Origin of the sequence: Pseudomonas abietaniphila (assembly GCF_900100795.1) — a bacterium.
Taxonomy (GTDB): Bacteria; Pseudomonadota; Gammaproteobacteria; order Pseudomonadales; family Pseudomonadaceae; genus Aquipseudomonas; species Aquipseudomonas abietaniphila.
Map to the genome: position 1 here is coordinate 224,313 of NZ_FNCO01000001.1, position 21,683 is coordinate 245,995.

16 protein-coding genes are annotated in these 21,683 nt (G+C 59.7%); 10 read left to right on the top strand and 6 right to left on the bottom strand.

The window, feature by feature from the left end; genetic code table 11:
* Positions 1-12: 12 nt before the first annotated feature.
* The 3 genes from BLS87_RS00865 to BLS87_RS00875 all read right to left on the bottom strand — a co-directional run bounded on the left by BLS87_RS00865 (position 13) and on the right by BLS87_RS00875 (position 3,338).
* Complete coding sequence (locus BLS87_RS00865) at positions 13-1,203, bottom strand: D-alanyl-D-alanine carboxypeptidase family protein (protein ID WP_425262192.1); 1,191 nt, start codon at positions 1,201-1,203, stop codon at positions 13-15.
* Positions 1,204-1,282: 79 nt separating this feature from the next.
* A complete protein-coding gene (locus BLS87_RS00870) occupies positions 1,283-2,683 on the bottom strand; it encodes a sensor histidine kinase (protein WP_074749517.1) in 1,401 nt (466 codons plus the stop codon).
* The gene (locus BLS87_RS00875; protein WP_074749518.1) at positions 2,661-3,338 is read right to left on the bottom strand and encodes a response regulator transcription factor; all 678 of its coding nucleotides are present in this window, start codon (positions 3,336-3,338) and stop codon (positions 2,661-2,663) included. The genes BLS87_RS00870 and BLS87_RS00875 overlap by 23 nt, the downstream gene beginning before the upstream one ends.
* A 157-nt stretch (positions 3,339-3,495) precedes the next feature.
* Between BLS87_RS00875 and BLS87_RS00880 the strand changes: the two genes are divergently transcribed.
* The 3 genes from BLS87_RS00880 (at position 3,496) to BLS87_RS00890 (ending at position 9,136) form a co-directional block, all read left to right on the top strand.
* Positions 3,496-4,284 carry a substrate-binding domain-containing protein gene (locus BLS87_RS00880; RefSeq protein WP_074749519.1) on the top strand — a complete coding sequence of 263 codons (789 nt, stop codon included), beginning with the start codon at positions 3,496-3,498 and terminating at the stop codon, positions 4,282-4,284.
* A 173-nt stretch (positions 4,285-4,457) separates the two neighbouring features.
* Entirely contained in the window at positions 4,458-7,235 is a 2,778-nt protein-coding gene (locus BLS87_RS00885; RefSeq protein ID WP_244165769.1) for a GAF domain-containing hybrid sensor histidine kinase/response regulator, read from the top strand.
* A gap of 176 nt (positions 7,236-7,411) precedes the next feature.
* Positions 7,412-9,136: a hypothetical protein gene (locus BLS87_RS00890; protein WP_074749521.1), complete on the top strand. Its 1,725-nt coding sequence runs from the start codon at positions 7,412-7,414 to the stop codon at positions 9,134-9,136.
* Between the two features lie 68 nt (positions 9,137-9,204).
* Here BLS87_RS00890 and BLS87_RS00895 read toward each other — a convergent pair whose 3' ends face one another.
* Positions 9,205-10,089: a LysR family transcriptional regulator gene (locus BLS87_RS00895; RefSeq protein ID WP_074749522.1), complete on the bottom strand. Its 885-nt coding sequence runs from the start codon at positions 10,087-10,089 to the stop codon at positions 9,205-9,207.
* A 78-nt stretch (positions 10,090-10,167) separates the two neighbouring features.
* Here BLS87_RS00895 and BLS87_RS00900 point away from each other — a divergent pair, with 78 nt between their 5' ends.
* Positions 10,168-10,878, top strand: coding sequence for an SDR family NAD(P)-dependent oxidoreductase (locus BLS87_RS00900; protein WP_074749523.1), 711 nt, complete (start codon positions 10,168-10,170; stop codon positions 10,876-10,878).
* 54 nt (positions 10,879-10,932) lie between these two features.
* Positions 10,933-11,178, top strand: a complete 246-nt coding sequence (locus BLS87_RS00905; protein ID WP_074749524.1) for a tautomerase family protein — start codon at positions 10,933-10,935, stop codon at positions 11,176-11,178.
* A gap of 168 nt (positions 11,179-11,346) precedes the next feature.
* On the opposite strand, the gene BLS87_RS00910 is transcribed toward BLS87_RS00905, so the two are convergent.
* Positions 11,347-11,880: a DinB family protein gene (locus BLS87_RS00910; protein WP_074749525.1), complete on the bottom strand. Its 534-nt coding sequence runs from the start codon at positions 11,878-11,880 to the stop codon at positions 11,347-11,349.
* Positions 11,881-12,205: 325 nt separating this feature from the next.
* Between BLS87_RS00910 and BLS87_RS00915 the strand changes: the two genes are divergently transcribed.
* The 4 genes from BLS87_RS00915 to BLS87_RS00930 all read left to right on the top strand — a co-directional run bounded on the left by BLS87_RS00915 (position 12,206) and on the right by BLS87_RS00930 (position 19,252).
* On the top strand, positions 12,206-15,016 hold the full coding sequence (locus BLS87_RS00915; protein ID WP_244165770.1) for a CheR family methyltransferase: 2,811 nt from the start codon (positions 12,206-12,208) through the stop codon (positions 15,014-15,016).
* Between the two features lie 12 nt (positions 15,017-15,028).
* Entirely contained in the window at positions 15,029-17,230 is a 2,202-nt protein-coding gene (locus BLS87_RS00920) for a putative bifunctional diguanylate cyclase/phosphodiesterase (protein ID WP_074749526.1), read from the top strand.
* Between the two features lie 527 nt (positions 17,231-17,757).
* The gene (rclC, locus tag BLS87_RS00925; protein WP_074750198.1) at positions 17,758-18,369 is read left to right on the top strand and encodes a reactive chlorine resistance membrane protein RclC; all 612 of its coding nucleotides are present in this window, start codon (positions 17,758-17,760) and stop codon (positions 18,367-18,369) included.
* Between the two features lie 64 nt (positions 18,370-18,433).
* A complete protein-coding gene (locus tag BLS87_RS00930; protein WP_074749527.1) occupies positions 18,434-19,252 on the top strand; it encodes an alpha/beta hydrolase in 819 nt (272 codons plus the stop codon).
* 194 nt (positions 19,253-19,446) lie between these two features.
* On the opposite strand, the gene BLS87_RS00935 is transcribed toward BLS87_RS00930, so the two are convergent.
* Positions 19,447-20,637: an MFS transporter gene (locus BLS87_RS00935; protein WP_074749528.1), complete on the bottom strand. Its 1,191-nt coding sequence runs from the start codon at positions 20,635-20,637 to the stop codon at positions 19,447-19,449.
* A gap of 108 nt (positions 20,638-20,745) precedes the next feature.
* Here BLS87_RS00935 and BLS87_RS00940 point away from each other — a divergent pair, with 108 nt between their 5' ends.
* Positions 20,746-21,666 carry a LysR family transcriptional regulator gene (locus BLS87_RS00940; protein ID WP_074749529.1) on the top strand — a complete coding sequence of 307 codons (921 nt, stop codon included), beginning with the start codon at positions 20,746-20,748 and terminating at the stop codon, positions 21,664-21,666.
* Positions 21,667-21,683: the final 17 nt, after the last annotated feature.

The following is a 21,683-nucleotide window of genomic DNA, read 5'->3' on the forward strand; positions in this document are numbered from 1 at the left end:
GCTGGCATTGGCTTATTGGTCCGATTCTCCTTGTCCGAACATGTTCAGGAAGAACAGCCGCACGGTGTCCCAGGTCCGCTTCCACCAGCCGCCCTCAGGCGCTTCTTCCAGGGCGATCAAAGGCCGCGTCGCCAGTTTCTTATCGCCGTCGTACAGGTCCAGGCTGCCGACCACGGTGCCCATGGCGATGGGGGCGACGAGAGGGTGGTCGATGTTGAAGCGGAGATCGACTTTGCGATTCCGGTCCTTTGGCAGGGTCAGGGAAATATCATCCAGCGACCCTACGGGCAGCGTCCGGTCTTCGCCTTTCCAGAGCATCGGGTTGGACAGGACCTGAGCCGCCTTCACATAGGTTTGGGTGTCGAAGAAGCGAAAGCCGTAGCTCAGCAGTTTTTCAGCGTCATTGGCGCGATTTTTCATCGAGGTGGAGCCAAATACTGCCGTGATCAATCGATGACCGTCGCGCAGGGCAGAGGTGACCATACAATAGCCCGCTGCCTCGGTATGCCCGGTTTTCAGGCCGTCCACGGACTCGTCCCGCCACAACAGCAGATTGCGATTGGGTTGGCGTATCCCGTTCCAGGTGAAGTGCTTTTGTTTATACAGCGGGTAGTAAGCGGACTCGTCGTTGATGATCGCCCGAGCGAGCTTCGCCATGTCCAGCGCTGAGGAATAGTGATCTGGCGCGGGCAGGCCGGTCGGGTTCAGGAAGTGCGTGTCGTCGAGCCCCAGCCGCTTTGCCGTTGCGTTCATCAAGCCGGCGAAACTGGTTTCATCGCCAGCGATGTGCTCGGCGAGCGCGACGCTGGCGTCATTGCCCGAGTCGATGACGATCCCGCGCAACAGGTCATGGACCGCCACCTTGCTTCGCGGATCGAGGAACATGCGCGAGCCCTCGGTGTGCCAGGCGTTTTCACTGATGGTGACTTCATCGTCGGATCGCAATCGGCCGCTCTGTATCTCGTTGGTCGCGACGTACACCGTCATCAATTTGGTCAGGCTGGCAGGGGGCAGGTGTTCATTTGCATCATGGCTGGTGATCACGTCCCCGCTGCCTGCATCCATCAGCACCCAGGATTTTGCATGAAGCTGAGGCGCCGAAGGTGTCATGGGGCCTGAGGGAACGGGAGCGGCGAACACTGTCGGCCAGTGAGTCAACGCAAGAGTCAGGACGAGCCGTGGGGTCAGGTGTTTCACGAACAGAAAGCCTTGGTTAGACGCGAGGTGCGACAACCTAGATCAGCGCAAAAACAGCGACCAATTAAGCAGGGTTAAGAAAAGTTTAAGAAGCGCCGTGCCGAGCATCGTGCAGAGGACATTCGAGTGTCACTCGGGTACCGCGTCCGTCGACGCCTGCTTTGATGTCCAGCCCGAATCCGTGGAGTCGGGCAATCGCAGCCACCAGTGACAAGCCGAGCCCGTTGCCCGGTTGCTGCCGGGACTGATCGCCGCGGTAGAGACGTCGGGTCACACTGTTGCGTTCGTGGTGCGGGATGCCTGGGCCGTTGTCCTGCACCTCGATACTCAGGCTGTGCTCCTTTCGCACGCAGCGCAGGCAGATGTGGCCTCCCGGTTGAGTGAATTTGATCGCGTTGTCCATCAGGTTCACCAACGCCTCGAACAGCAGAGAGGTATCACCCTCCAGCATTGGGCATTCATCAGGCGTCTGCAGGATCAATTGCTGGTGTTTCTCATGGGCAAGCGGCTCATAAAACTCGTGAGCCTGCTTTAGCAGCCGCGCGGGCTGAAATGCTTCGAAGGCCGAGCGCCGTCGGGTGTCCTCCAGCTCAGATATTCGAAGCAGGCCCTGAAAGCGCGACATGATCGATTCGCTTTCCTCCAGTGCCAGGTTCAGCGTATCGACATGGGCCTGCTGCAGCGGCAGTTTTTGCAGCTGATACAGGCGGGCCCGCAACCGGGTCAGTGGGGTTCGCAGGTCATGGGCAATGCCGTCACACACACCTTTGACCTCCAGCATCAGTTGCTCGATGTGTTCGAGCATGGTGTTGACGGCGCTGGCCAGCATGTCGAGTTCATCGCGGCGGGCCGAGAGCGGCAGCCGCTCACGCAGGTTGCCCGATACGATGCGTTCGGTGCTGCGCTGCAACCGCTCCACGCGCCTGATGGGGCGTCTTCGCAACAGGCGCCAGCCGATCAGCCCCGGCACCAGCGTCAGCGACAACCCCCAGAACAGGGCCTGCCCGATAATGCCTCCCACGGCGGAGATCGAGCCTCCGTCGCGCGCGAGGATCAGGATCCTGCCATCCGCGCGATCCAGCCGCAGTGCATAGCTGCTGCGGGTTTCTTCATTGGGCAACGCGATGCTTAAACCGCGCTCCAGATAATGCACCTGTCCATCGTCGGGAAGGTTGGAGCGCAATTTGAGCAAGTCACCGGTCAGGTGGGCGCCGTTGGCTTCGAACAACCCGTAAGCATCGATGCCCGGCGTGGAGTACACCTCACTTCCGGCGAGCTCGGACACCAGCGCCGCATCGCTGACTTTTTGATAATAATGCGCGCGTTGCATCAGCGTTCGCTCGGCCACGGTGCCCAGGTAGCGCGTGATCTCCCAGTACAGTACTCCGGTGAAAACGGCACCCCAGGCCACGAAGAACAACGCATACAGACCGATCAGACGGCTGCCGCTGGACCGCCAGCGTTCAGTCCTTGTCGACGAGGACATAGCCTGACCCACGAATCGTCTGGATGGCGGGCGCGCCCGGTCCTTCTATTTTTTTACGCAAGCGCGCGAGGTGCACCTCGATGATGTTGGTGCCGGGATCGAAGTGGTAACCCCAGACTTCCTGGAACAACATGGTGCGCGTGACCAACTGACCGGCGTTGCGCATCAGGTAGGTCAGCAGTTTGAATTCGGTGGGAAGCAGCGCGATTGCCTGACCGTCAAGCGTCACCGTCTGGGCAATCAGGTTCATCTGCAGCCCGCCGAAGCGCAGGCAATGTTCCGTTTCACCGGGCGCCGGGTCACGAAGCAGCACCTCGAGGCGCGCAATCATTTCGATCATCGAGAACGGTTTGGTCAGGTAGTCGTCGCCACCGGAGCGCAGACCTCGAACCCGCTCGTCGACGTCCGACAGGGCGCTGATCATCAGCACCGGGGTCTGAATGGACAACTGCCGCAGCGTGCTGACGATTGTCAGTCCGTCAAAATCGGGCAGCATGCGATCCAGGGTAATGACGTCATGGCCTCCTGCGATGGCCAGCGCGAGACCGTCGCGTCCGTTGTCCGCCCATTGAGCCTGGAAGCCATGGGCGTCAAGCTCGGTCATGATGGCGTGTGCGGTGACTTCGTCGTCCTCGATGACTAACGCACGATTCATTCTGAACTCCAGAGTGGGGGGCGTACATTCTAACGGCAGGCGCAAGGTGGGCCGGTACGTTTGTCCGTTAAAGTAAATTTTTCTTAACGCGGGTTAACACGGGGGAGGTGGAACGCTGCTTTAGCGTGAAGGTTTTCCGGACGAGGATTCGCCTGCCATGCACCCGTGCTTCAGACCCGTTTTGCTGACCTGCCTTCTTCTTTGCAACGGCCTGAGCCACGCCGCCGACAAGCCCGCAGAAGGTCCAGTGACCCTGAGGTTGCTCTGCTCCAGCGGTTTCATCGGTGCGGCTCAGGCCATCGCGCCTGACTACGAAAAAGGCCGCGCTATTCACCTGGACATCATCAAGGCGCCGCCCGCTGGCGTGACGCTGGCCGATACGTTTGAGCCCGCGCCCAGTCCCGGTGCGTTTGACCTGGTGCTGACCGACCGGGTGTCCATGGACCGACTGGTTGCGCAACGCAGGGTGGATCCGGCCACCCGCGTTGATCTTGGACAGTCGTTGATCGCCATGGCAGTCAGGGACGGCGCTCAGAAGCCCAGGATTGACACCGTTGATGCCCTGCGCGAGGCGCTGATGAACGCCGAGTCTGTCGCTTACGCCAACAGTCCCACAGGCATGTACCTTTCACATTGGCTGTTCCCGCGGATGGAGCTTGATCAGAACTTTGTGCTCAAAAGCAGGGCCATCTCCACCGAACCCGTCGGCAATGCCGTGGCGCGCGGTGATGTTCAACTGGGGTTTCAGCAGTTGAGTGAACTCAAAGCCGCGCCCGGCATTGATATTGTGGGCTTGATCCCCGACAACGTGCAGCAGATGGTCTTGTACTCCGGTGCCGTCATGAAGGGCAGCCCTCATCCCATGGAAGCCAAGACGTTACTCGACTACATGACGTCTTCACAGGGGCGGGCAGTGATACAGGAGAGTGGGCTGCAACCGTTCTAGTGTTCGCTCATGCTTTTCGTGAAGGCTGTCTCCTTCCATGCATTTCCCTCCCTGTCATTGACGTCGTTGCGGTGTGACCGAGTGCCCGGCAAGCAGGCGGCCGTGATCGGGTAGGTAATCCGACAGGCTGTTTCTGAGCCGGCTGCTGTCCGTCGCACGCTTGCTTCGGGGTGATGCTTGATGGGGTCTTTTCTGAGAAACTGACTTCCGTCCGTGTCGATAAGAAAGCGTCGCGCCACGGCATCTGTTTTCCCCGCCTTCAACCTGAACCAGACCGCCGGACAAGATTCTCTGGCCGTTGGGAGATCTGTTTGCCGACTGTTCCGATGAACCCCGTCATTGATGACCGTTTGTCTCATGTGCTGAATGCCAGTGAAAGGCTGGTCAGAGCGGCGTCGGTGGACGAGGTCGTCGATGTGTTGCGAGACACGGCGCGTGCCACGGTGGGCGCGGAGGGCATTGCAGTCGTTATCGAAAATGACGGCCGCTGTGCTTACGTGGCTGAAGATGCCGTCTCTGCGCTTTGGCAAGGCCAGAGCTTTCTCGTCGATCAGTGCATTTCGGGGTGGGCGATGCGTCACCGCGAGACGGTGGTGATCCCTGACGTCAGGCTCGATCCGCGAGTCCCGCAGGATGCCTATGCACCCACGTTCGTCCGCAGCCTGGTGATGGTGCCCATAGGCAGACCTGTCCCCGTTGCAGCGCTGGGGGCTTACTGGTCGCAGGTTCGTGATCACGATTGCGATACGATCGAGCGCCTGGAAAGTCTGGCGCGGCTGGCCACGATCGCCATCGAAAACGCTCGCCTCACCCAAGCGCGCAATCGCGAGGCCGCGCTTGGGGCTGCGCAGAACCGCATCCTGGAACTGGCGGTACAAGAGACCGCCCTGAGCGTCACGCTGGACGCGATCGTCCGCGAGGTGGAGGACCTGTCCACCTCCCGTTTCCTGGGAAGTGTCCTGCTCCTGACCGAGGACGGTCGCCACGTGGAGCATTGCGCCGGCCCAAGCTTGCCGGGTGCCTATATCGATGCTGTCAAAGGCATCACCGTTGGGCCGCACTCTGAGGCCTTGGGCACCGAGCCGTTGGGTCATGCTCCGGTGCTCATTTGCGACAGTTCAGGCGATCCGCTCTGGGGCGAGTTGCGTCAGCTGGCTATCAGACAGGGGCTGCACCTCTGCTGGTCAATCCCGATTCGTTCGATGCAAGGCGCTGTGCTCGGCGCTTTCGTCATGTACCACCAAGGGCCGCGTGAGCCGTTGTCCGCGGATATTGAGATCATTGATTTCGTGGTGCACACGGTCGGGCTTGTCGCACTCCGCGCTCGAGCGGACTCCGCGAACCGGATCAGCGAGGCGAGACTGCGCCTGGCGGTTGACCATGCGGATGTGGGTTTCTGGGACGTGGATTTCGTGCGCAACACGCTGATCTGGCCATCGCAGACGAAAGCGATGTTCGGCATCTCGGCTGACGTGCCCGTCACGCTGCAAGACTTCTATGACGGTTTGCACCCCGAGGACAGGGACGCAACCATTGAAGCCTTCACGGCGGCCGTTGACCCTGAACGCCGCGCGCTGTACGAAGTCGACTACCGCACGATTGGCCGCGAAGACGGCATCGTTCGCTGGGTGGCGGCCAAGGGCCGGGGCGTGTTCGATACGGCCGGCCGCTGCTTGCGCGTGACCGGCACTGCGATCGAAATCACCCCGCGCAAGGTCGCCGAGGAGAAACTGCGAGAGCTCAATGCCACCCTTGAAGGAAGGGTTGCGCAAGCCATTGCCGAACGGGAAGAGGCGCAAAAAGCGCTGCGTCAAAGCCAGAAGATGGAAGCGATGGGGCAGCTTACCGGCGGTGTGGCCCACGATTTCAACAACCTGCTCACACCCATTGTCGGCACCCTCGACATGCTTCAGCGACGAGGCGTAGGCGGCGAACGGGAGCAGCGGCTGATTTCTGGCGCGGTGCAATCGGCTGAACGTGCAAAGACCCTTGTGCAACGGTTGCTTGCCTTCGCACGGCGTCAACCGCTGCGCACGGTTCCCGTCGACGTGGCGAAGCTGGTGGGCGATATGGGCGATCTCGTGGCCAGCACGACGGGGCCGCAAATCAAGGTGGTCATCGATGTGCCAGAGGATCTGCCTGCGGCCATTGCAGATTTGAATCAGCTCGAAATGGCCCTTCTCAATCTTTCCGTGAACGCGCGCGACGCGATGCTTGAGGGCGGGACGATGCGCATCTCTGCCAGCACCGAGCGGGTCGGCACGGGTCACCGTTCCAAGCTTGGGGCGGGCGACTACCTGTGTCTGTCCGTCGCGGACACCGGCATTGGCATGGACGCGGCGACGCTGGCTCGCGCCGTGGAGCCATTCTTTTCCACCAAGGGCGTTGGCAAAGGTACTGGCCTCGGCCTTTCGATGGTGCATGGGCTGGCATCGCAGTTGAACGGCGCACTCACGATTCAGAGCGCACCCGGTCTCGGCACAAACGTAGAACTCTGGCTGCCGCGCAGCATGACCGAGCCGGCACCGGCTTTGCGCATCGTGGACGCATTGGAGCCGCAGCTGACGAGTGGGCTTGCGCTGTTGGTCGATGATGAAGAACTGGTACGCACCAGTACAGCGTACATGCTGGCCGAACTGGGCTATGGCGTGATCGAGGCGGCGTCAGGCGAAGAAGCTCTTGGGCTGATGGAGGCCGGGGAGGCGTTCGACCTGCTTGTCACGGACCATCTGATGCCGGGCATAAACGGGACCGACCTGGCGAGGGTGGTTCGTACCTCCAGGCCAGGAACCCCGATCCTTCTCATTTCCGGCTATGCAGAACGTGAGGGCCTTGACCCGGATCTTCCTCGGCTCACCAAGCCGTTTCGCAAGAATGAACTGGCGGCAAGCCTCTCGCAGCTGCGTGGCGAGTCTCGGGACGATTCTGCGGGCCAGACAGCAGCGCCTTGATCGGCGCCTTTAGCGCAACGCGGCCGTGGGACAGGAGGCGAGTCATCATCCTGAAACACAACCGTCAAATACCGACGTTTGCACCGGAACCGGAATGACGCGGTAGGCCACACACCTCTTTGAATAACCATTGCGGTTAGCAGCGATGCATCCGTATTACCAAAGAGGACTTCACCATGCGCGTGTCTGGCCAGCAAACCCCCGATTCCTCACCCTCCATCGAACGCCAAGAGGGGTCGGGTGCAAATGCCGTCACCGATCATGCTTGCGTGGGACAAGGTCATCCCCAATCCGGACAGGTGAGTGCCGCGGCTGTGAACGACTCCCGTGAAATGCGGCATTTGCTTACCGACTTTATAAGCCGGCAGTTCAGGCCCTATCGGGACCGTCTGGAGGCAGAATCGCCACATCGGGGAGAAATTGATCGGATCATCGAGAGCCGAGTCAACAAACTGATGGAAGAGAACATCTCGTTCGAAGAGCTTCAAACGGTGATGGATAAAGCGAAGAAGATGGACCGTAACGCGTCAATGGTGTCGGGGACGGTTGGCGGCTTGCCATTTGCTCTGGCATCGACGCTCCAGGCCACCATTCCCGCCATCACAGGCGCCGGAGCAAACATACAACATCCGGTGGCGAAAGCGGCCGCGCAAGGGGCGATCTCTCTCGCGGCGGCGTCAGTGATCGATCAGGTCGGCGGCGCGTCCATGAAAAAACTTCGAGAAGATGCGTATTACCTGCAGGCCCCCGGGGACAAACTGCATGAGTCTTTAAAAGTCGCGCTGGAGAGCATCGATACCAAAGCGAACCTGGCCATCAAAAACGCCAAGGAGGCGCAGACATTCACTGTCCGAAATGCCGCCAGGATGATTGCTGGCCCGGTGGCGGCCAAACTCAATCCTGCGGTTGAACCCATTCTGGATACCGCCCTTGCCATAACGGGTGGGTTAGCCGCTGGCGCCGGCACCGGCTACGCCGCCCACAATCGTCGGACGGAGCAATTCACCAGTGGCCCCGCGCTGCTGTTGGGACGAAGAGATGCCGAACCCAAACAGGACTTGAATCAGGAAACCGACTGGTTCGACGTCTTGCAAGCACTGCGGGGCGCAAACACCTTCAGTACGCCTCTCACCAATGCGGGAGGGCGTTTGGCCGACGCGGGGCGCACATTGCTCACCGATCCGCTTGGGGCGTTGTCGAGAACCGCCAAAGGCACTTTCACCGCTTCCGGTGCCGCTAACGTCACCACACTGACCGGTGGCTTCGCCGCGCTGGAAGCCGGTAAGGGCGCTGCAGTCAACGCGTTGGCCCAACAACAAGCCTGGGGGTCGTTTGCAAAACACGCCATCAACACAGCGGGCGGCGCCGTCGTGTTCGGTGCCAATGCCGCGAGCGTCGCCGTCGCAGACAAGCTGGTTGAGGATTTAATGGCGCAAGGCGGGACAACGGCCGATACGGCGGGCGCGACAGAGACCGCTCAGCCAGCGCATGGACAAGCGGAGGAGGCTCCCGACGAGGCGTCAGGCCGTATCGACAGAACGTCCAGTCAGCGGTCCCGGCGAGCGGGTTCTGAATCGAGTTCTCCTGCACGCACCAGCCTCACCGGCAATCGAATCATGAATGCCGATAACACGGCACGCAACGCCAACCAATCTCCAGCAAGCAGCGTGCGGGGAAGCCTCGACAGCGAGCAGGCGCAGCCCACGATCAGCGGCGGACCCTCGAGCGAGGCAGAGCGCTCAGGCTCGACGTCTTCGGGAACACCTGCCGAGCGCCTGGCTCAACTCGCCGTGCAGACAGAGAATCTCTCGGATGACGACGCATCCAGCTATCACACCGCGACAGACGCATCCGATGACGACGCATCCGTCTACTTCACTCCGCCACAAAGCCCGGTTTGAGCAAACCGGATGATCGGGTGCGAAGCCGCGAGCCGCAGGGGGCAGAAACTGTACTGCGGTTTCGCGACTCACACGAAAAGATCGCGTTCCTGCTCAAACATGTCAGCCACTTCATCGGCCACGACCCGGATGGAGGCGTCCTTACGATCGCGACTGCGCGTCAACAGAAAAACCTCCCGGCTGGAGCGCACTGCGCCAAGATCGCATACCCGCAGTGCCGAATCCGCGCGCCCGATATAGTGTGGAATCAACGCCAGCCCGATACCCGACCGCGCTGCTATCGCATGAAGCGCCTGGTCTTTGGCGCGAAAAGCAATGCGAGCACGAGGGAAATGCCGGGCCACCCATTTTTCCTGGGTCAGGTAACCATCGGCCTCATTGAAGCCGATCAAAACCAGATTGCCTGCGGCTTCAAACGAGCGACAGGCCTCCTCCGTCCCATAAAACCCATAGCCCACCTCGACCATCGGACGCGCGATGATATCGCCGTCCTTGGGCTTGTCGAAGCGGATGGCAATATCCGCTTCACGTCGGTCAAGGCTGATGGACCGCAGGGCAGGGGACAGATCTATATCCAGCTTGGGATAACGGGCTGTCAACGCAGGCAGGCGCGAGATGAGAAAGCTGCCAGCGAGGCCGGGGGAAGCGCTGATTCTGACGAGGCCCGAAGGCGTGCCGTCCTGCCTGCCCCGGCTGAGGACCTGCGCCGCTTGCTCCATGTCGCTTGCCGCTTCGAGCGCATGCGTACCGGCCAGCGTCAGGGCATAGCCGTCAGGGCGGCGCTCCACGAGTTTCTCGCCCAGCGTCTCCTCCAGAGCGTGGAGGCGGCGCGCGATGGTCGCATGGTTGACCGACAGCATCCGCGCGGCGGCAGACAAGCTGCCACAGCGCGCCAGCGCCAGAAAAATGCGGACGTCTTGCCAATCGAGGTCTGTGCGTTTTTGATCAGTCATTGAGCGAAGATAGGGAATTTTCGAACAGGCGACAACGCTTTATCGTCCCCTCAACCAACCCGTATGAGGAGTAAAGCCATGTCAACCATCAAGAAAGTAGCAATCGTCACCGGTGCTTCGCAGGGAATGGGCGAGGCCATCGTGAATGCGTTCCTCGCCAAGGGCTACGGTGTCGTCGCTACCTCGCGCTCGATAAAACCGTCCACCGATCCTGACTTGATCACCGTCGCCGGGGATATTGGCGATCCCGGGACGAGCAAGCGGTTGGTAGCAGCGGCGCTGGAGCGCTTTGGCCGCATCGACACGCTGGTCAACAACGCTGGCATCTTCATCGGCAAAGCGTTTACCGACTACACAGAAGAAGACTACCGCCTGAAGTTGAGAACCAACGTCGACGGCTTTTACTTCACCACCCAAGCCGTCATTCCCGTGATGCTTGAGCAAGGCAGCGGCCACGTCGTTCAGATCACTGCCTCGACGGCAGAGTTCGCCAGTTCGCGTTCACCTGCCCTTATTGCCATGCTCACTAAAGGCGGCATGAATTCGGCTACCAAGAGTCTGGCGATCGAATACGCCACCCGAGGGATTCGCGTGAATGCCGTCGCGCCTGGTGTTATTCGCACCCCAATGCACAACCCTGAAATTGTCGAGCAATTGGCAGCCTTCCATCCCATGAACAAGCTGGGTGAAGTCGAGGACATCGTCCGTGCCGTTCTTTACCTTGAGGACGCTGCCTTCTCGACCGGCGAGATCCTGCACGTTGATGGCGGCCTTATCGCCGGCCGTTAAAGCCTTTGGAGGAGGGCGCCAAGCGCGCTCCCCTCATTACCCTGGAGTTTCCCAATGCCAATCGTAAACATTCTGGTGACCCGGGAAGGCACAACGCCGGGCGCGGACCGAACCACTGCCGACCAGAAGGCGGCCGTCTATAAGGGCATCGCCGATCTGCTCTTTAACGTCATGGGCAAGCCTCGTGAAGACACGACCGTGATCTTCCACGAGCACGAGATCGATGACATCAGCCAGGGCGGAGTGCCGTTGTCAGCTTACCGTCGGCACCGCGCCAGAGTCGGTATGACGGACGCTTGATTACAGCTCCACATCTCGTTCCCGCGCTGCTTGCTCGAAACGGCTGGGAGCATTTTGGAAATCGAAGCTCCACAGCCCCTCGATCGCTGAGCATCGTTGCAGGCTTTCGGCAAACGACTGCTTTCGACAGCCGTCTGTCACACACGCGTCGAAAGAGGATGGCTCTTTTTAAATGTTCCCCGTCGGCCAGCTGAAACGCTCTTCGTCCATCGCTCGCAGCGGAAGGTCTGCATCAAGATAAAACTCATCCAGCTGCGGCGGTGCGACTCGGGTTCCTGACAGCATGGCGTGAACCTGCCCCCTGTGATGGATCTGATGCTGAAACAGGTGCAGCAACAGGCAGTCAACGCGTTCGAGCACGATTCCCTCGGCCCGGACAACCCTTGCCTGGCGACTCAATGACTGATCGTCCAGCCTTTCGCAATACGCGATCAGCCGTGCATCTGCCGCGGCTTGGAGCTGCGACAACGCGTGCAGCGACAAGGTGTCAGGAAGTTCGTTGCGTTGTCCCTCGATGTCGAACTCCAGCGCGGCGAGATAGAACTGATCGACGTCCACTATATGCAGAAGCGTCTTTTCAATCGAAGGAAAGAAACTGGTTCGCTTGGCCACGTATTCCTCCTGGCTTAACGCGAAGCAGGCTGAGAGCAAACGTCGATTCGACCATTGATTGTTTTGTGCCTGCGCCAGAAAGCTGTTCATTGGGAGTGGCCTGGTGGATTGGCTGAGCCTTGATCATAGTAAAAAACGCGAGGCTGAGGCTCCATGCGCCAATAATGCGCGATCACGTGTCTGGACAAGATCGCACCTTCGAACAGTAACGCTCGCGAGCGTTTTGGGGCCCGGCCATTGCGTTAGATGTGCGAAGCCAAATCGTCGTTCACACCCTGACGCTTTAGAGGCAGATAATCGCTAACATAGACGGCCAAATACCTGCGCAGGTTCTCCAGTGCCCTCCATTCAACGTTCTACCGTGCCTGACAACCGATTGGTCGTTGGATTAGGTGCATCAGCAGGCGGGCTCGAGGTGTTGCAGCGCTTTCTGACATTGATGCCGGTCGACACCGGCTTCAGCTTTTTGGTGATCCAGCACCTGGCCCCGTCCATGCCCAGTTTGTTGAGCGAAATCCTTGGCCGCGCGACCACAATGAGAGTCGCCGACGCCGAACATGGCGTGTCATTGGAAGCCAATACTGTTTATGTTCTGCCTCCCAATCGTGACCTCACCCTTGAAGGAAACACACTGGTGGTGCAGGCACCCATGCCGTCAGGCGGCCTGCACCTGCCCATCGACACCTGTTTCACTTCAATGGCGAGCGAGCTTGGCGCCAATGCCGTGGGCATCGTGCTTTCCGGCACAGGGCACGACGGCACGCAGGGCTGCCGGGCCATTCTCGACGGCGGGGGCAAGACGCTGGTGCAATGGCCAGACGAGGCGACCTACAGTGGCATGCCCAGCAGCGCTATTGAGGCCGGTAACGCCAGTCATGTCCTGACGTTGGAGCAAATGCCTGAGGTGCTTTTGGGGCGTAAGGTCGAGCCCATGGCTAATACCGCATCCGGCGAATCGTTGCAGCAGATATTGGTGCATTTGCGCACGGTCACCGGACACGACTTCACCCAGTACAAGAAAACGACGATTGCGCGACGGATAGAGCGGCGAATGCAGGTCCTGCAAATAGCCAGTCAGACTGACTATTCGAGCCTGTTGCAGCGTTCTGCGGTGGAGTGCCAATTGCTGTTCAATGAATTGCTGATCAACGTGACTCAGTTCTTCCGAGACCCTGAGGCGTTCGAGGTCATGCGCACGGACATCCTTGAGCCCATGCTGACGGGCAAAGCGAGCAACGACGAGTTTCGCGTCTGGATCGCGGGTTGCGCCAGCGGCGAGGAAGCGTATTCCGTGGCCATTGTGCTGCATGAACTGCTGCAAACCCATGGATCCGCGTGCAAGGTGCAGCTGTTTGCGACTGATCTGGATGCTGACGCGATCAACATTGCGCGGGCCGGCCTTTATCCCGAGACGATCGCCCAGGAGATGAGCCCCGAACGCCTGAGCCGCTACTTTAGCCCTGTCGAAGGCGGCTACAGAGTCAGGAAAGAAATCCGCGAGATGATCGTGTTCGCGGTGCAGAATGTGATTAAGGATCCGCCGTTCACGCGGCTTGATCTGCTCTGCTGTCGCAACCTGATGATTTACCTGGGCGCCGCGCTGCAGAACCGCCTGATCCCGATCTTCCATTACTCGCTGAAGTCCCAAGGCGTGCTGTTTCTTTCTCCTTCCGAGAGCATCGGCAGTTACGCAACGTTGTTCACGCCTATGCACCGCAAGTGGAAGTTTTATCGGGTGAACAAGGCCCACAACAACAGATTGATGCAGCTGGGCAGCAGTCTTTCCTGGCTTCCCCAAAAAATCAGCCGACCTGCGGACCGTACCTTGACCTTGAACAAAGAAACCAACCTCGCCGAACTGACTCGCCGCGCACTGCTTCAGGATTTCGGGCCCGCGTCGGTCGTGACGGATCTGGCCGGCAACATTCTTTACGTGCATGGCGATACCGGGAGTTACCTGCGTCCGGCACCCGGGCAGGCCAGCCTGAATGTCATCGACATGGCCCGCGAAGGCCTGCAGCTGGAGCTGCGCAGTGCCGTCCGTCGTGCTGCGCAGGGCGGTGAGTCGACATCCGGCCAGCCAGTCACGGTGACCGGCGATGGCATTGCCCGCCCGGTCCACCTGAGCGTGCGCCGCATGGCGGGCGCCTCGCAAAGCGAACAACTGCTGTTGATCACCTTTCAGGAGACCACCGATGCTGCGTTCGCCGACAGCGACGGGACATCACAACGTGTTGTGCCGCAATCGCCCCCCGACCGTGTGAACTCGCTGGAGCGTGACCTGGCCTACACCCGCGAAAATCTTCAAGCCACGATCGACGAATTGCAGCACACCAACGAGGAACTGGGTGCTGCAAATGAAGAGATGCAGTCGACCAACGAGGAGCTGCAATCCTCGAACGAAGAGCTGGAAACCTCAAGGGAAGAGCTGCAGTCGGTCAATGAGGAGTTGGTGACGGTCAATGCGGAGTTGCAAGCCAAGATCGAGCAGTTGGGCGACATGCAAAATGACATGAAAAATCTGCTCGACAGCATCAATATCGGAACTATATTCCTTGACACTCAACTGATCATCCGACGCTTCACCCGGGATGCCGTCAAACTTTACCGCTTGATTCCCAAGGACATCGGACGGCCGCTGGCCGATATTTCCTCGCACATCCATTCAGTGGATTTGCTGGTTCCCGCACAGGAAGTGCTTGATATGTTGATACCTCAGGAAGTCGAACTGTGCACGGTCTCCGGGGACTGGTTTCTCGCGCGCCTGGCACCGTACCGCACGCTGGACAACGTCATAAGCGGCGTGGTCATGACGTTCCACGATATCAACTCGCGCATTGCCAATGAGCGAGCCATTCAAGCCGCGCGCGAGCTGGCCGAGGCCATCGTCGACACGGTGATCGAGCCGCTGCTGTTGCTGGATCATGACCTGTGCGTCGTGTCTGCAAGCCGGTCCTACTATCGCACATTCAATACCACCGCCAGCCAGACTACCGGCCGCAGGCTCTACGAGTTGAACAACAGCCAATGGGACATCGCTTCGCTGCGCAAGAAGCTGGGTACCATCCTCGATGACGACACGAGCTTCGATGGCTTCGAGGTCACCCATCAACTCGCTGGCACCCAGCCTCAAACCGTCCTGCTCAACGCCCGGCGCGTGTCGGGCGAGGGTGCGCGACCGCATCTGATCCTGCTGGCGATGCAGCCCCAACCCTCAGTGCTCTAGGCCCGGACCATCATGAAGCCACCGACTTCCGCGCCCTTTGCTCAGATTCCCCAGCAGGTCGGTGGCCTGGAAGACCCTGATCGGCTGTTACGAGAGTTGCGGCTTCATCAAGTCGAGCTCGAGATGCAGAACGAGGAACTGCGTAGCGCTCAATCTGCATTGGAAGCTTCGCGGGACCTTTATCTGGACTTGTACGAGCACGCCCCAGTGGGCTATCTCACGCTGGATTTCCACGGTGTGGTGCAGGCTGTCAACCACACGGGAGAAACGATGCTGGGCTGGTCTCGAGACCGGTTGCTGCAACGCCGATTTGCCGGGCGAATCGTTGAGACGGACCGCGACCAGTGGCAGCAGGTCTTCGCCAGGTTGTGCAGAGACGGCCTGGCACAGGAATGCGACCTGTCGCTGGAGCGTGCCGATGGCAGTCAGTGGCAGGCAAGGCTCAACGGTATTCAGCAAAAAGGCGAGGTGCCGACGATCCGGTTGGCGTTGACCGATTTGACGACGCGGCGGCAGGTCGAAAGCCGCTTGAACCTTGCCGCGAGCGTTTTCACCCATGCGCGCGAAGGCATCATGATCACCGATGCGATCGGGACAATCATTGAGGTCAACGACGCTTTCAGTACGATCACGGGTTACTCACGGGCCGAGGCCGTTGGAAGGAATCCTCGCCTGCTGGCCTCGGGTTTTACGCCACCGGCTCAATACGTGAATCTGTGGGACAGCCTGCTGAAGGACCACTACTGGCAAGGGGATCTGTGGAACCGGCGGCGTAACGGAGAGCCGTTCGCTGCACAGCAGACAATCACGACCATTCTGGACGCTCAGGGGCAACCTCAGCATTACGTCGCGCTATTCACCGATGTCACCGAGTCCCACGAACACCAGCGCCAGCTGGAATACATTGCCCACTACGATCCGTTGACTCACCTCCCCAATCGCGTGTTGCTGGCGTCCCGCATGCATGAGGCCATGGCCGTCGCGTTGCGTACCGGCACTCAACTCGCCGTCGCTTATCTGGACCTTGATGGCTTCAAGGCGATCAATGACGAACATGGTCACGAAGTGGGCGACAGGGTACTTGCCCACGTTTCGCGACGCATGAACCAAACGTTGCCAGCGGGCTGCACCATGGCCCGTCTGGGTGGCGATGAGTTCGTTGCCCTGATCGTTGCTCTCGATCAGGTCTGCGACAGTGCGCTGGTGCTGGAGCGTTTATTGGCGTGCGCAAGCGACACGGTGCACATCGGCGCGTTGAAGGTGTCGCTGTCCGCAAGCGTAGGCGTGAGTTACTACCCTCAAGAAGGTGACATAAGCGCCGACCAGCTGCTGCGCCAGGCCGATCAGGCGATGTATCAGGCCAAGCTGGCGGGTAAAGATCGCTTCCATGTGTTCGACGCCAGGAACGATCTGGACATGCGTGGACACAACGCCCGGCTGGACAGGATCGACAGGGCCATTCGAGAGCACGAGCTGCGGCTGTATTACCAGCCCAAGGTCAACCTGCGCACCGGTGAAGTCGTCGGTGCAGAAGCATTGTTACGCTGGCAGCACCCGGAAAGGGGGCTGCTGATGCCCGACGATTTCCTGCCGCTGATTGAGAGCAATGCGCTTTCGGAGGTGGTGGGTGAGTGGGTGCTGGAAAACGCCTTGATCCAAGTCGCGCAGTGGCAACGGGAAGGGTTGCTGCTCCCGGTCAGTATCAATGTGGGCGCTCGACAACTTCAGCATCCGGACTTTGTCCCCAACCTGATGGAACGGCTGGCAGCGCACCCCGATGTCGAGCCGCACATGTTGATCATCGAAATTCTCGAAACAAGTGCGCTGGAAGACATCGAAGGCGTGTCGCTTACGTTGCGCAAGTGCGCAGCGCTCGGCGTGCATTTCGCGCTGGACGATTTTGGTACCGGCTATTCGTCTCTCAGCTACCTCAAGCGCTTGCCGGTAGCTCAGTTGAAGATTGATCAAACATTTATTCACGGGATGCTCGATGCACCTTCGGATGTGTCAATCCTGCAGGCAATCCTGGGACTGGCGTCGGCATTTGGGCGCGAGGTCATCGCCGAGGGTGTCAACAACCCCGCGCAGGCTGCTCAGCTTTTGCAGCTTGGATGTGAGGTGGCTCAGGGCTACGGTATTGCTCAGCCAATGCCGCCATCGGCCATTCACCACTGGATAGTTGGCTGGTCAAAGGATCCCTGGCCGCGCGCTTGAAACGCTCATTGCGTGCCCGTGTTAACGACATTCTTTTTAAACTCCATGCTTGTCAGCATGAACGTTGGTTGCCCGGTTCTCGGCATTGGCACAGCAACCCTGTGTGGCCTCTGCGACATCTCGAGTGTCGATGAGGTTACCCAATCCATCGCCCGCAGCGCCTCCCCAATTTCTGTTGGCCACCTGAGCCCCTGCGCGCGGTCAGTCTGACCCGCGCTATGACTCGACAGGCGTTGCGCGGCCCGGACCCACGCTCTTCCTGTTCTTGAGTGTCAGTGCATAACCATACGTTGGTTTAGGGACCCTGTTCTATTGGATTATTGTCGGGTGATGCACCGCGCGGATAGTCTCTTACTTACGAGTTGGCCATTTGGGCCGTTATGCGGTCCAGTTAAGTTAACCCATGTGGCTCGGTTTCATCCCATTGGATTTAACCGTACTGAACAACAGGCTGAGCGGCGCGGGTTCAATAATCGGTTTAAACCCTCTTGGCATTCAACTGATTCAATCACCGGATGTAAATGATCATGAACAATCAACACTCAGTCGTGCATGGACTGCTTGTGGGCGCCAGCCGCCTTGAAAACCTCGGTATTCATTTGATTCGACTCGGTGTCGCGATCATCTTTTTATGGATAGGCGCCTTGAAATTCGTCCCTTATGAGGCCGACAGCATCACGCCGTTCGTGGCTAATAATCCAGTGATGTCTATGTTCTATGCGCACCCGGATCAATACAAAGAGCATCTTACGCATGAGGGCCAACTTGATCCGGCCAAGCGGGAATGGCAGACCGCTAATCATACTTATGCGTTTTCCAATGGGTTGGGAACAGTGGAGATCCTGATCGGCTTGCTGGTGCTGTCCTACCTGTTTTCTCGCAGGCTCGGCATGGCCGGTTCCGTGTTGGCGTTTCTGACGCCGTTGGTGACGCTGTCCTTTCTCATTACAACGCCCGAGGCGTGGGTACAGAGTACGGGCGATGCCGAGTTCGGATTTCCCTACTTGTCAGGCGGCGGAAGACTGGTACTCAAAGACGTCCTGATGCTGGCCGGGGCCGTCGTCATGATCGCTGATTCCGCACGCCAATTGCTCGGGCAAAGAACAACGCCTGTTCTGGCGCCTGGCCAAGGCATCTGACGCTCACGATTTTTCAGGTGCTTTTATCGCGGCCTGCGGCACCTACGAGAAAGGGAACTGCACCGTGAAGCATCCTGACTTGAGCATCCCACATCCTGAGCTTGCGGCTGTGTGCCAGGCGTTCGCCGTGCCAGAGCGGATTGCTGCCTCGTGGAGCGAAGTGAGTTTCCTGGGCAAGGGATGGCAGGCATCTCTGGACGTTGACGGAGATCGCCTGGCGTTCTGGATGTTTGGCTGCGGGCCGGTCATTTTGCTGATGCACGGCTGGTCCAGTCGGGGTTCCCGTCTGATGGGGTTCGTAAAACCGCTGATCGCGGCAGGGTTTTCTGTTGCCGTGCTCGATGCGCCGGGCCACGGACACTCCACTGGAGCAGGGTCGAGTGTGATTCATGCGGGGAAGGCGGCATTGAAGCTGGCGGGGCATCTGGGCGATGTCCATGGCGTTATCGCCCATTCGGCCGGTTCCACCGCAGCACTCTGGGCACTGTGCAATGGTTTGTCGGTACAGCGAAGTGTGCATGTTTGCGGGCCCAGTTCGATGACCACCGTCGTTTTGGAGATCGCCCGTGCTCACTGTCTGAATGATCGGCAAACGACGGAGTTCTGCGCGTGGGTGGAAGCATTCATGGGGGTAACGCTGGCGTCTATCGACCTTCCGGCACTGGCCATGGGGCTCAAACACTCGGGGCTGATCGTGCATGATGGCGATGACCGTGTCGTACCGGTCGCTCAATCCCGGGCGCTGCATGGCGCATGGAGGCGTTCGACCTTGATTGAAACCCGCGGGCTCGGGCATCGCCGCATTCTTTCTGACGCTCACATCATCGAATGTGCCGTCAGGTTCATGATGCCAACCGATCATCCGCTCGAAATGCAGGCCTGAGCGCCTGTCCAAATCACTGCTTCGGGACGGGTTCCTGAGCCAGCAGTAAACGTTCGCTCTTTTCCAGTTCCCGCGACTGTTGATCACCTCCGTCTACTTGGGCGGAATCGCGGGAACTGTTTTTTTTCTGGCGTTAATGATCCGCACCTGGCCGATCAACGCCCGATGCCTCCCTGAAACTGCAGCCGTCTTTGTTACGGGCGACGCATCATCAGCAACGCGACGATCACAGCCAGCGCAGCGATGAGGGTGGCGATGATGCCAATCGAGCCCAGGCCGAAGTGACCAATGCCGATACCGCCGAAGATGGCACCCAGGCCGATGCCGGCGTTGGCTGCGGAGATGTTCATGGAGGCGGCCAATGCTTGAGCATGCGCCCCGGCCTGCATGACCCTGACCTGGCACACGACGAACAGTGCGGTGTATCCAATGCCCCACGCGACCAACGCAACGATCAGCCACGTGTGGTTCGGCGCCAGAGGCACCGCCGCGAGCATGCCTGCACCGGCCAGCACCAGAAACAGCACCATCGCGGCAAGGGGTTTGCGGTCGACCATGCTGCCGCCCAGGTGGTTACCGACCATGCCGATCGCGCCGAAGCCCATCAGCCACCAGCCCACCTGACCCGCAGGAATGCCACCCAGTCGCTCAAGGATGTCGGCCAGGTAGGTGTAGGCGGTGAACAGCGAGGTGAACGTCAGGATCGACAGCAACAGGTGAGCCAGGAAGCGTGGTTGGCGCAGGATTGCAGTTTGTTTCTGATCAGGGTGCGCACTGGCGGAGACCGGCAACTGTGGCATCACAAGGTGCATCAGCACGCCGATGAAAAAGGAAATCGCCGCCAGAATCCAGAAGCTTCCGCGCCAGCCCACCGAGTCAGCCGCCAGCGTGCCCAGCGGCACGCCAAATACCAGCGCGGCCGTAATACCCAGATAGACCCGGCCCACGGCCTTGCCCGATTGACCCGGACCTGCGAGCTGTTCTGCGGTTTCGCTGGCTGTTCCCCAGAACACGGGCAATGCCAGGGCCGGGATGAACCGTGCCAGCGCCATTATCCAGATGTTGGTGGACACCGCCGCCAGTACGTTCGAGGCGGCGAACACCATGAGGATCAGGGTGAACAGCTTCTTGCGCTCGACGTGGGCCAGCTTGGCGGTGAGGACGGGCCCGAACAGCATCACGGTGAACGCGAACAGGGTGACCACCTGGCCCGCGAGGGCGATGGAGATGTTCAGGTCTCGGGACAGGGCGGGCAGCAGCCCGACGATCAGGAATTCGGTGGTGACAATAATGAAGGCCGCGACCGCCATGATCAGGATCTGAAGCCCGGAACTTGAGGTCTCGGCGGGGTTCAGCGTGGCGCTTGCCGTGGGTGGGGACTGCATGGTGCTTAACTCCAAACGGATTTCGGCATAGCCTATTGGAGAAATTGTGTTTTATCTTGGCTGGTTTTTACCGAGTGAATGGAATCAGATTCACTAATTGGAGTGGCTATGTTTTCTTCAGAACGGCTTAAGGGCATTGATGTGTTCGTCATCGTCGCCGATATGGGCAGCTTCACTGCGGCGGCGGAACGTCTGAGCCTCACCAACTCGGCCGTCAGCAAGAGCATCGCGCGACTGGAAGGTCGGCTGGGGACGCGGTTGTTTCAACGCACCACGCGTCGATTGTCGCTGACGGATGCCGGGGAAACCTTCTACCGCACCTGCACCACCGTGCTGTCCGATCTGGAGGAGGTCGAAATTGCCCTGACGTCGACGCAGACCGAGCCGCAAGGCAAGGTCCGCATCGATTTGCCCGCTTCCTATGGCCGCTTGCACGTTCTGCCGCTGATCCTTGAGTTCATGAAGCTGCACCCGCGACTCTCGCCCCATGTGTCGTTTTCGGACCGTTATGTGGACCCGGTACACGAAGGTATCGATATCGTCGTGAGGATCGGGGGCTCCGATGCGTGGCCCGCGTCCATAGGGCATCAGTTTTTCGGCACCCAGACGCTCATTTTTTGCGCGTCGCCTGACTACCTCGAGCGCTACGGGGCACCGGCCTCGGAGGCCGATCTGGACGGGCACCAGTGCGTGGGCTATGGGCAGAACGATGGCATGACCATCCCGTGGTATTTCGAAGGCCGGCAACCGGGCGACCGGGAACGCAGGATCATTCATCCTCACATCGCCGTGGGGGACGGTGAGGGTGAGGTCATGGCCGTTCTGGCAGGCCTTGGCATCGCGCAGTTACCGACCTGGCTGGTTCAAACGCACTTGAGCAGCGGCAGACTGATTGAAGTGCTGCCGCATCTCGCCACCGAAGGCCTGCCGATGAACCTGGTATGGCTCAAAAGTCGTGAGGCGCTGCCGAAAGTCAGCGCTTTGCTTGCGTACCTGAGTGCCCATCTCACGCCCGACGGACGACGCTGATTTCCTGGTCCGTCATT

Excerpts from the sequence above, each read along its gene's own strand:
- BLS87_RS00870 (WP_074749517.1), bottom strand. The coding sequence starts at position 2,683 with ATGTCCTCGTCGACAAGGACTGAACGCTGGCGGTCCAGCGGCAGCCGT.
- BLS87_RS00890 (WP_074749521.1), top strand. The coding sequence starts at position 7,412 with ATGCGCGTGTCTGGCCAGCAAACCCCCGATTCCTCACCCTCCATCGAA.
- BLS87_RS00920 (WP_074749526.1), top strand. The coding sequence starts at position 15,029 with ATGAAGCCACCGACTTCCGCGCCCTTTGCTCAGATTCCCCAGCAGGTC.
- BLS87_RS00885 (WP_244165769.1), top strand. The coding sequence starts at position 4,458 with ATGCTTGATGGGGTCTTTTCTGAGAAACTGACTTCCGTCCGTGTCGAT.
- BLS87_RS00875 (WP_074749518.1), bottom strand. The coding sequence starts at position 3,338 with ATGAATCGTGCGTTAGTCATCGAGGACGACGAAGTCACCGCACACGCC.
- BLS87_RS00905 (WP_074749524.1), top strand. The coding sequence starts at position 10,933 with ATGCCAATCGTAAACATTCTGGTGACCCGGGAAGGCACAACGCCGGGC.
- rclC (WP_074750198.1), top strand. The coding sequence starts at position 17,758 with ATGAACAATCAACACTCAGTCGTGCATGGACTGCTTGTGGGCGCCAGC.
- BLS87_RS00940 (WP_074749529.1), top strand. The coding sequence starts at position 20,746 with ATGTTTTCTTCAGAACGGCTTAAGGGCATTGATGTGTTCGTCATCGTC.
- BLS87_RS00910 (WP_074749525.1), bottom strand. The coding sequence starts at position 11,880 with ATGAACAGCTTTCTGGCGCAGGCACAAAACAATCAATGGTCGAATCGA.
- BLS87_RS00880 (WP_074749519.1), top strand. The coding sequence starts at position 3,496 with ATGCACCCGTGCTTCAGACCCGTTTTGCTGACCTGCCTTCTTCTTTGC.
- BLS87_RS00895 (WP_074749522.1), bottom strand. The coding sequence starts at position 10,089 with ATGACTGATCAAAAACGCACAGACCTCGATTGGCAAGACGTCCGCATT.
- BLS87_RS00900 (WP_074749523.1), top strand. The coding sequence starts at position 10,168 with ATGTCAACCATCAAGAAAGTAGCAATCGTCACCGGTGCTTCGCAGGGA.
- BLS87_RS00935 (WP_074749528.1), bottom strand. The coding sequence starts at position 20,637 with ATGCAGTCCCCACCCACGGCAAGCGCCACGCTGAACCCCGCCGAGACC.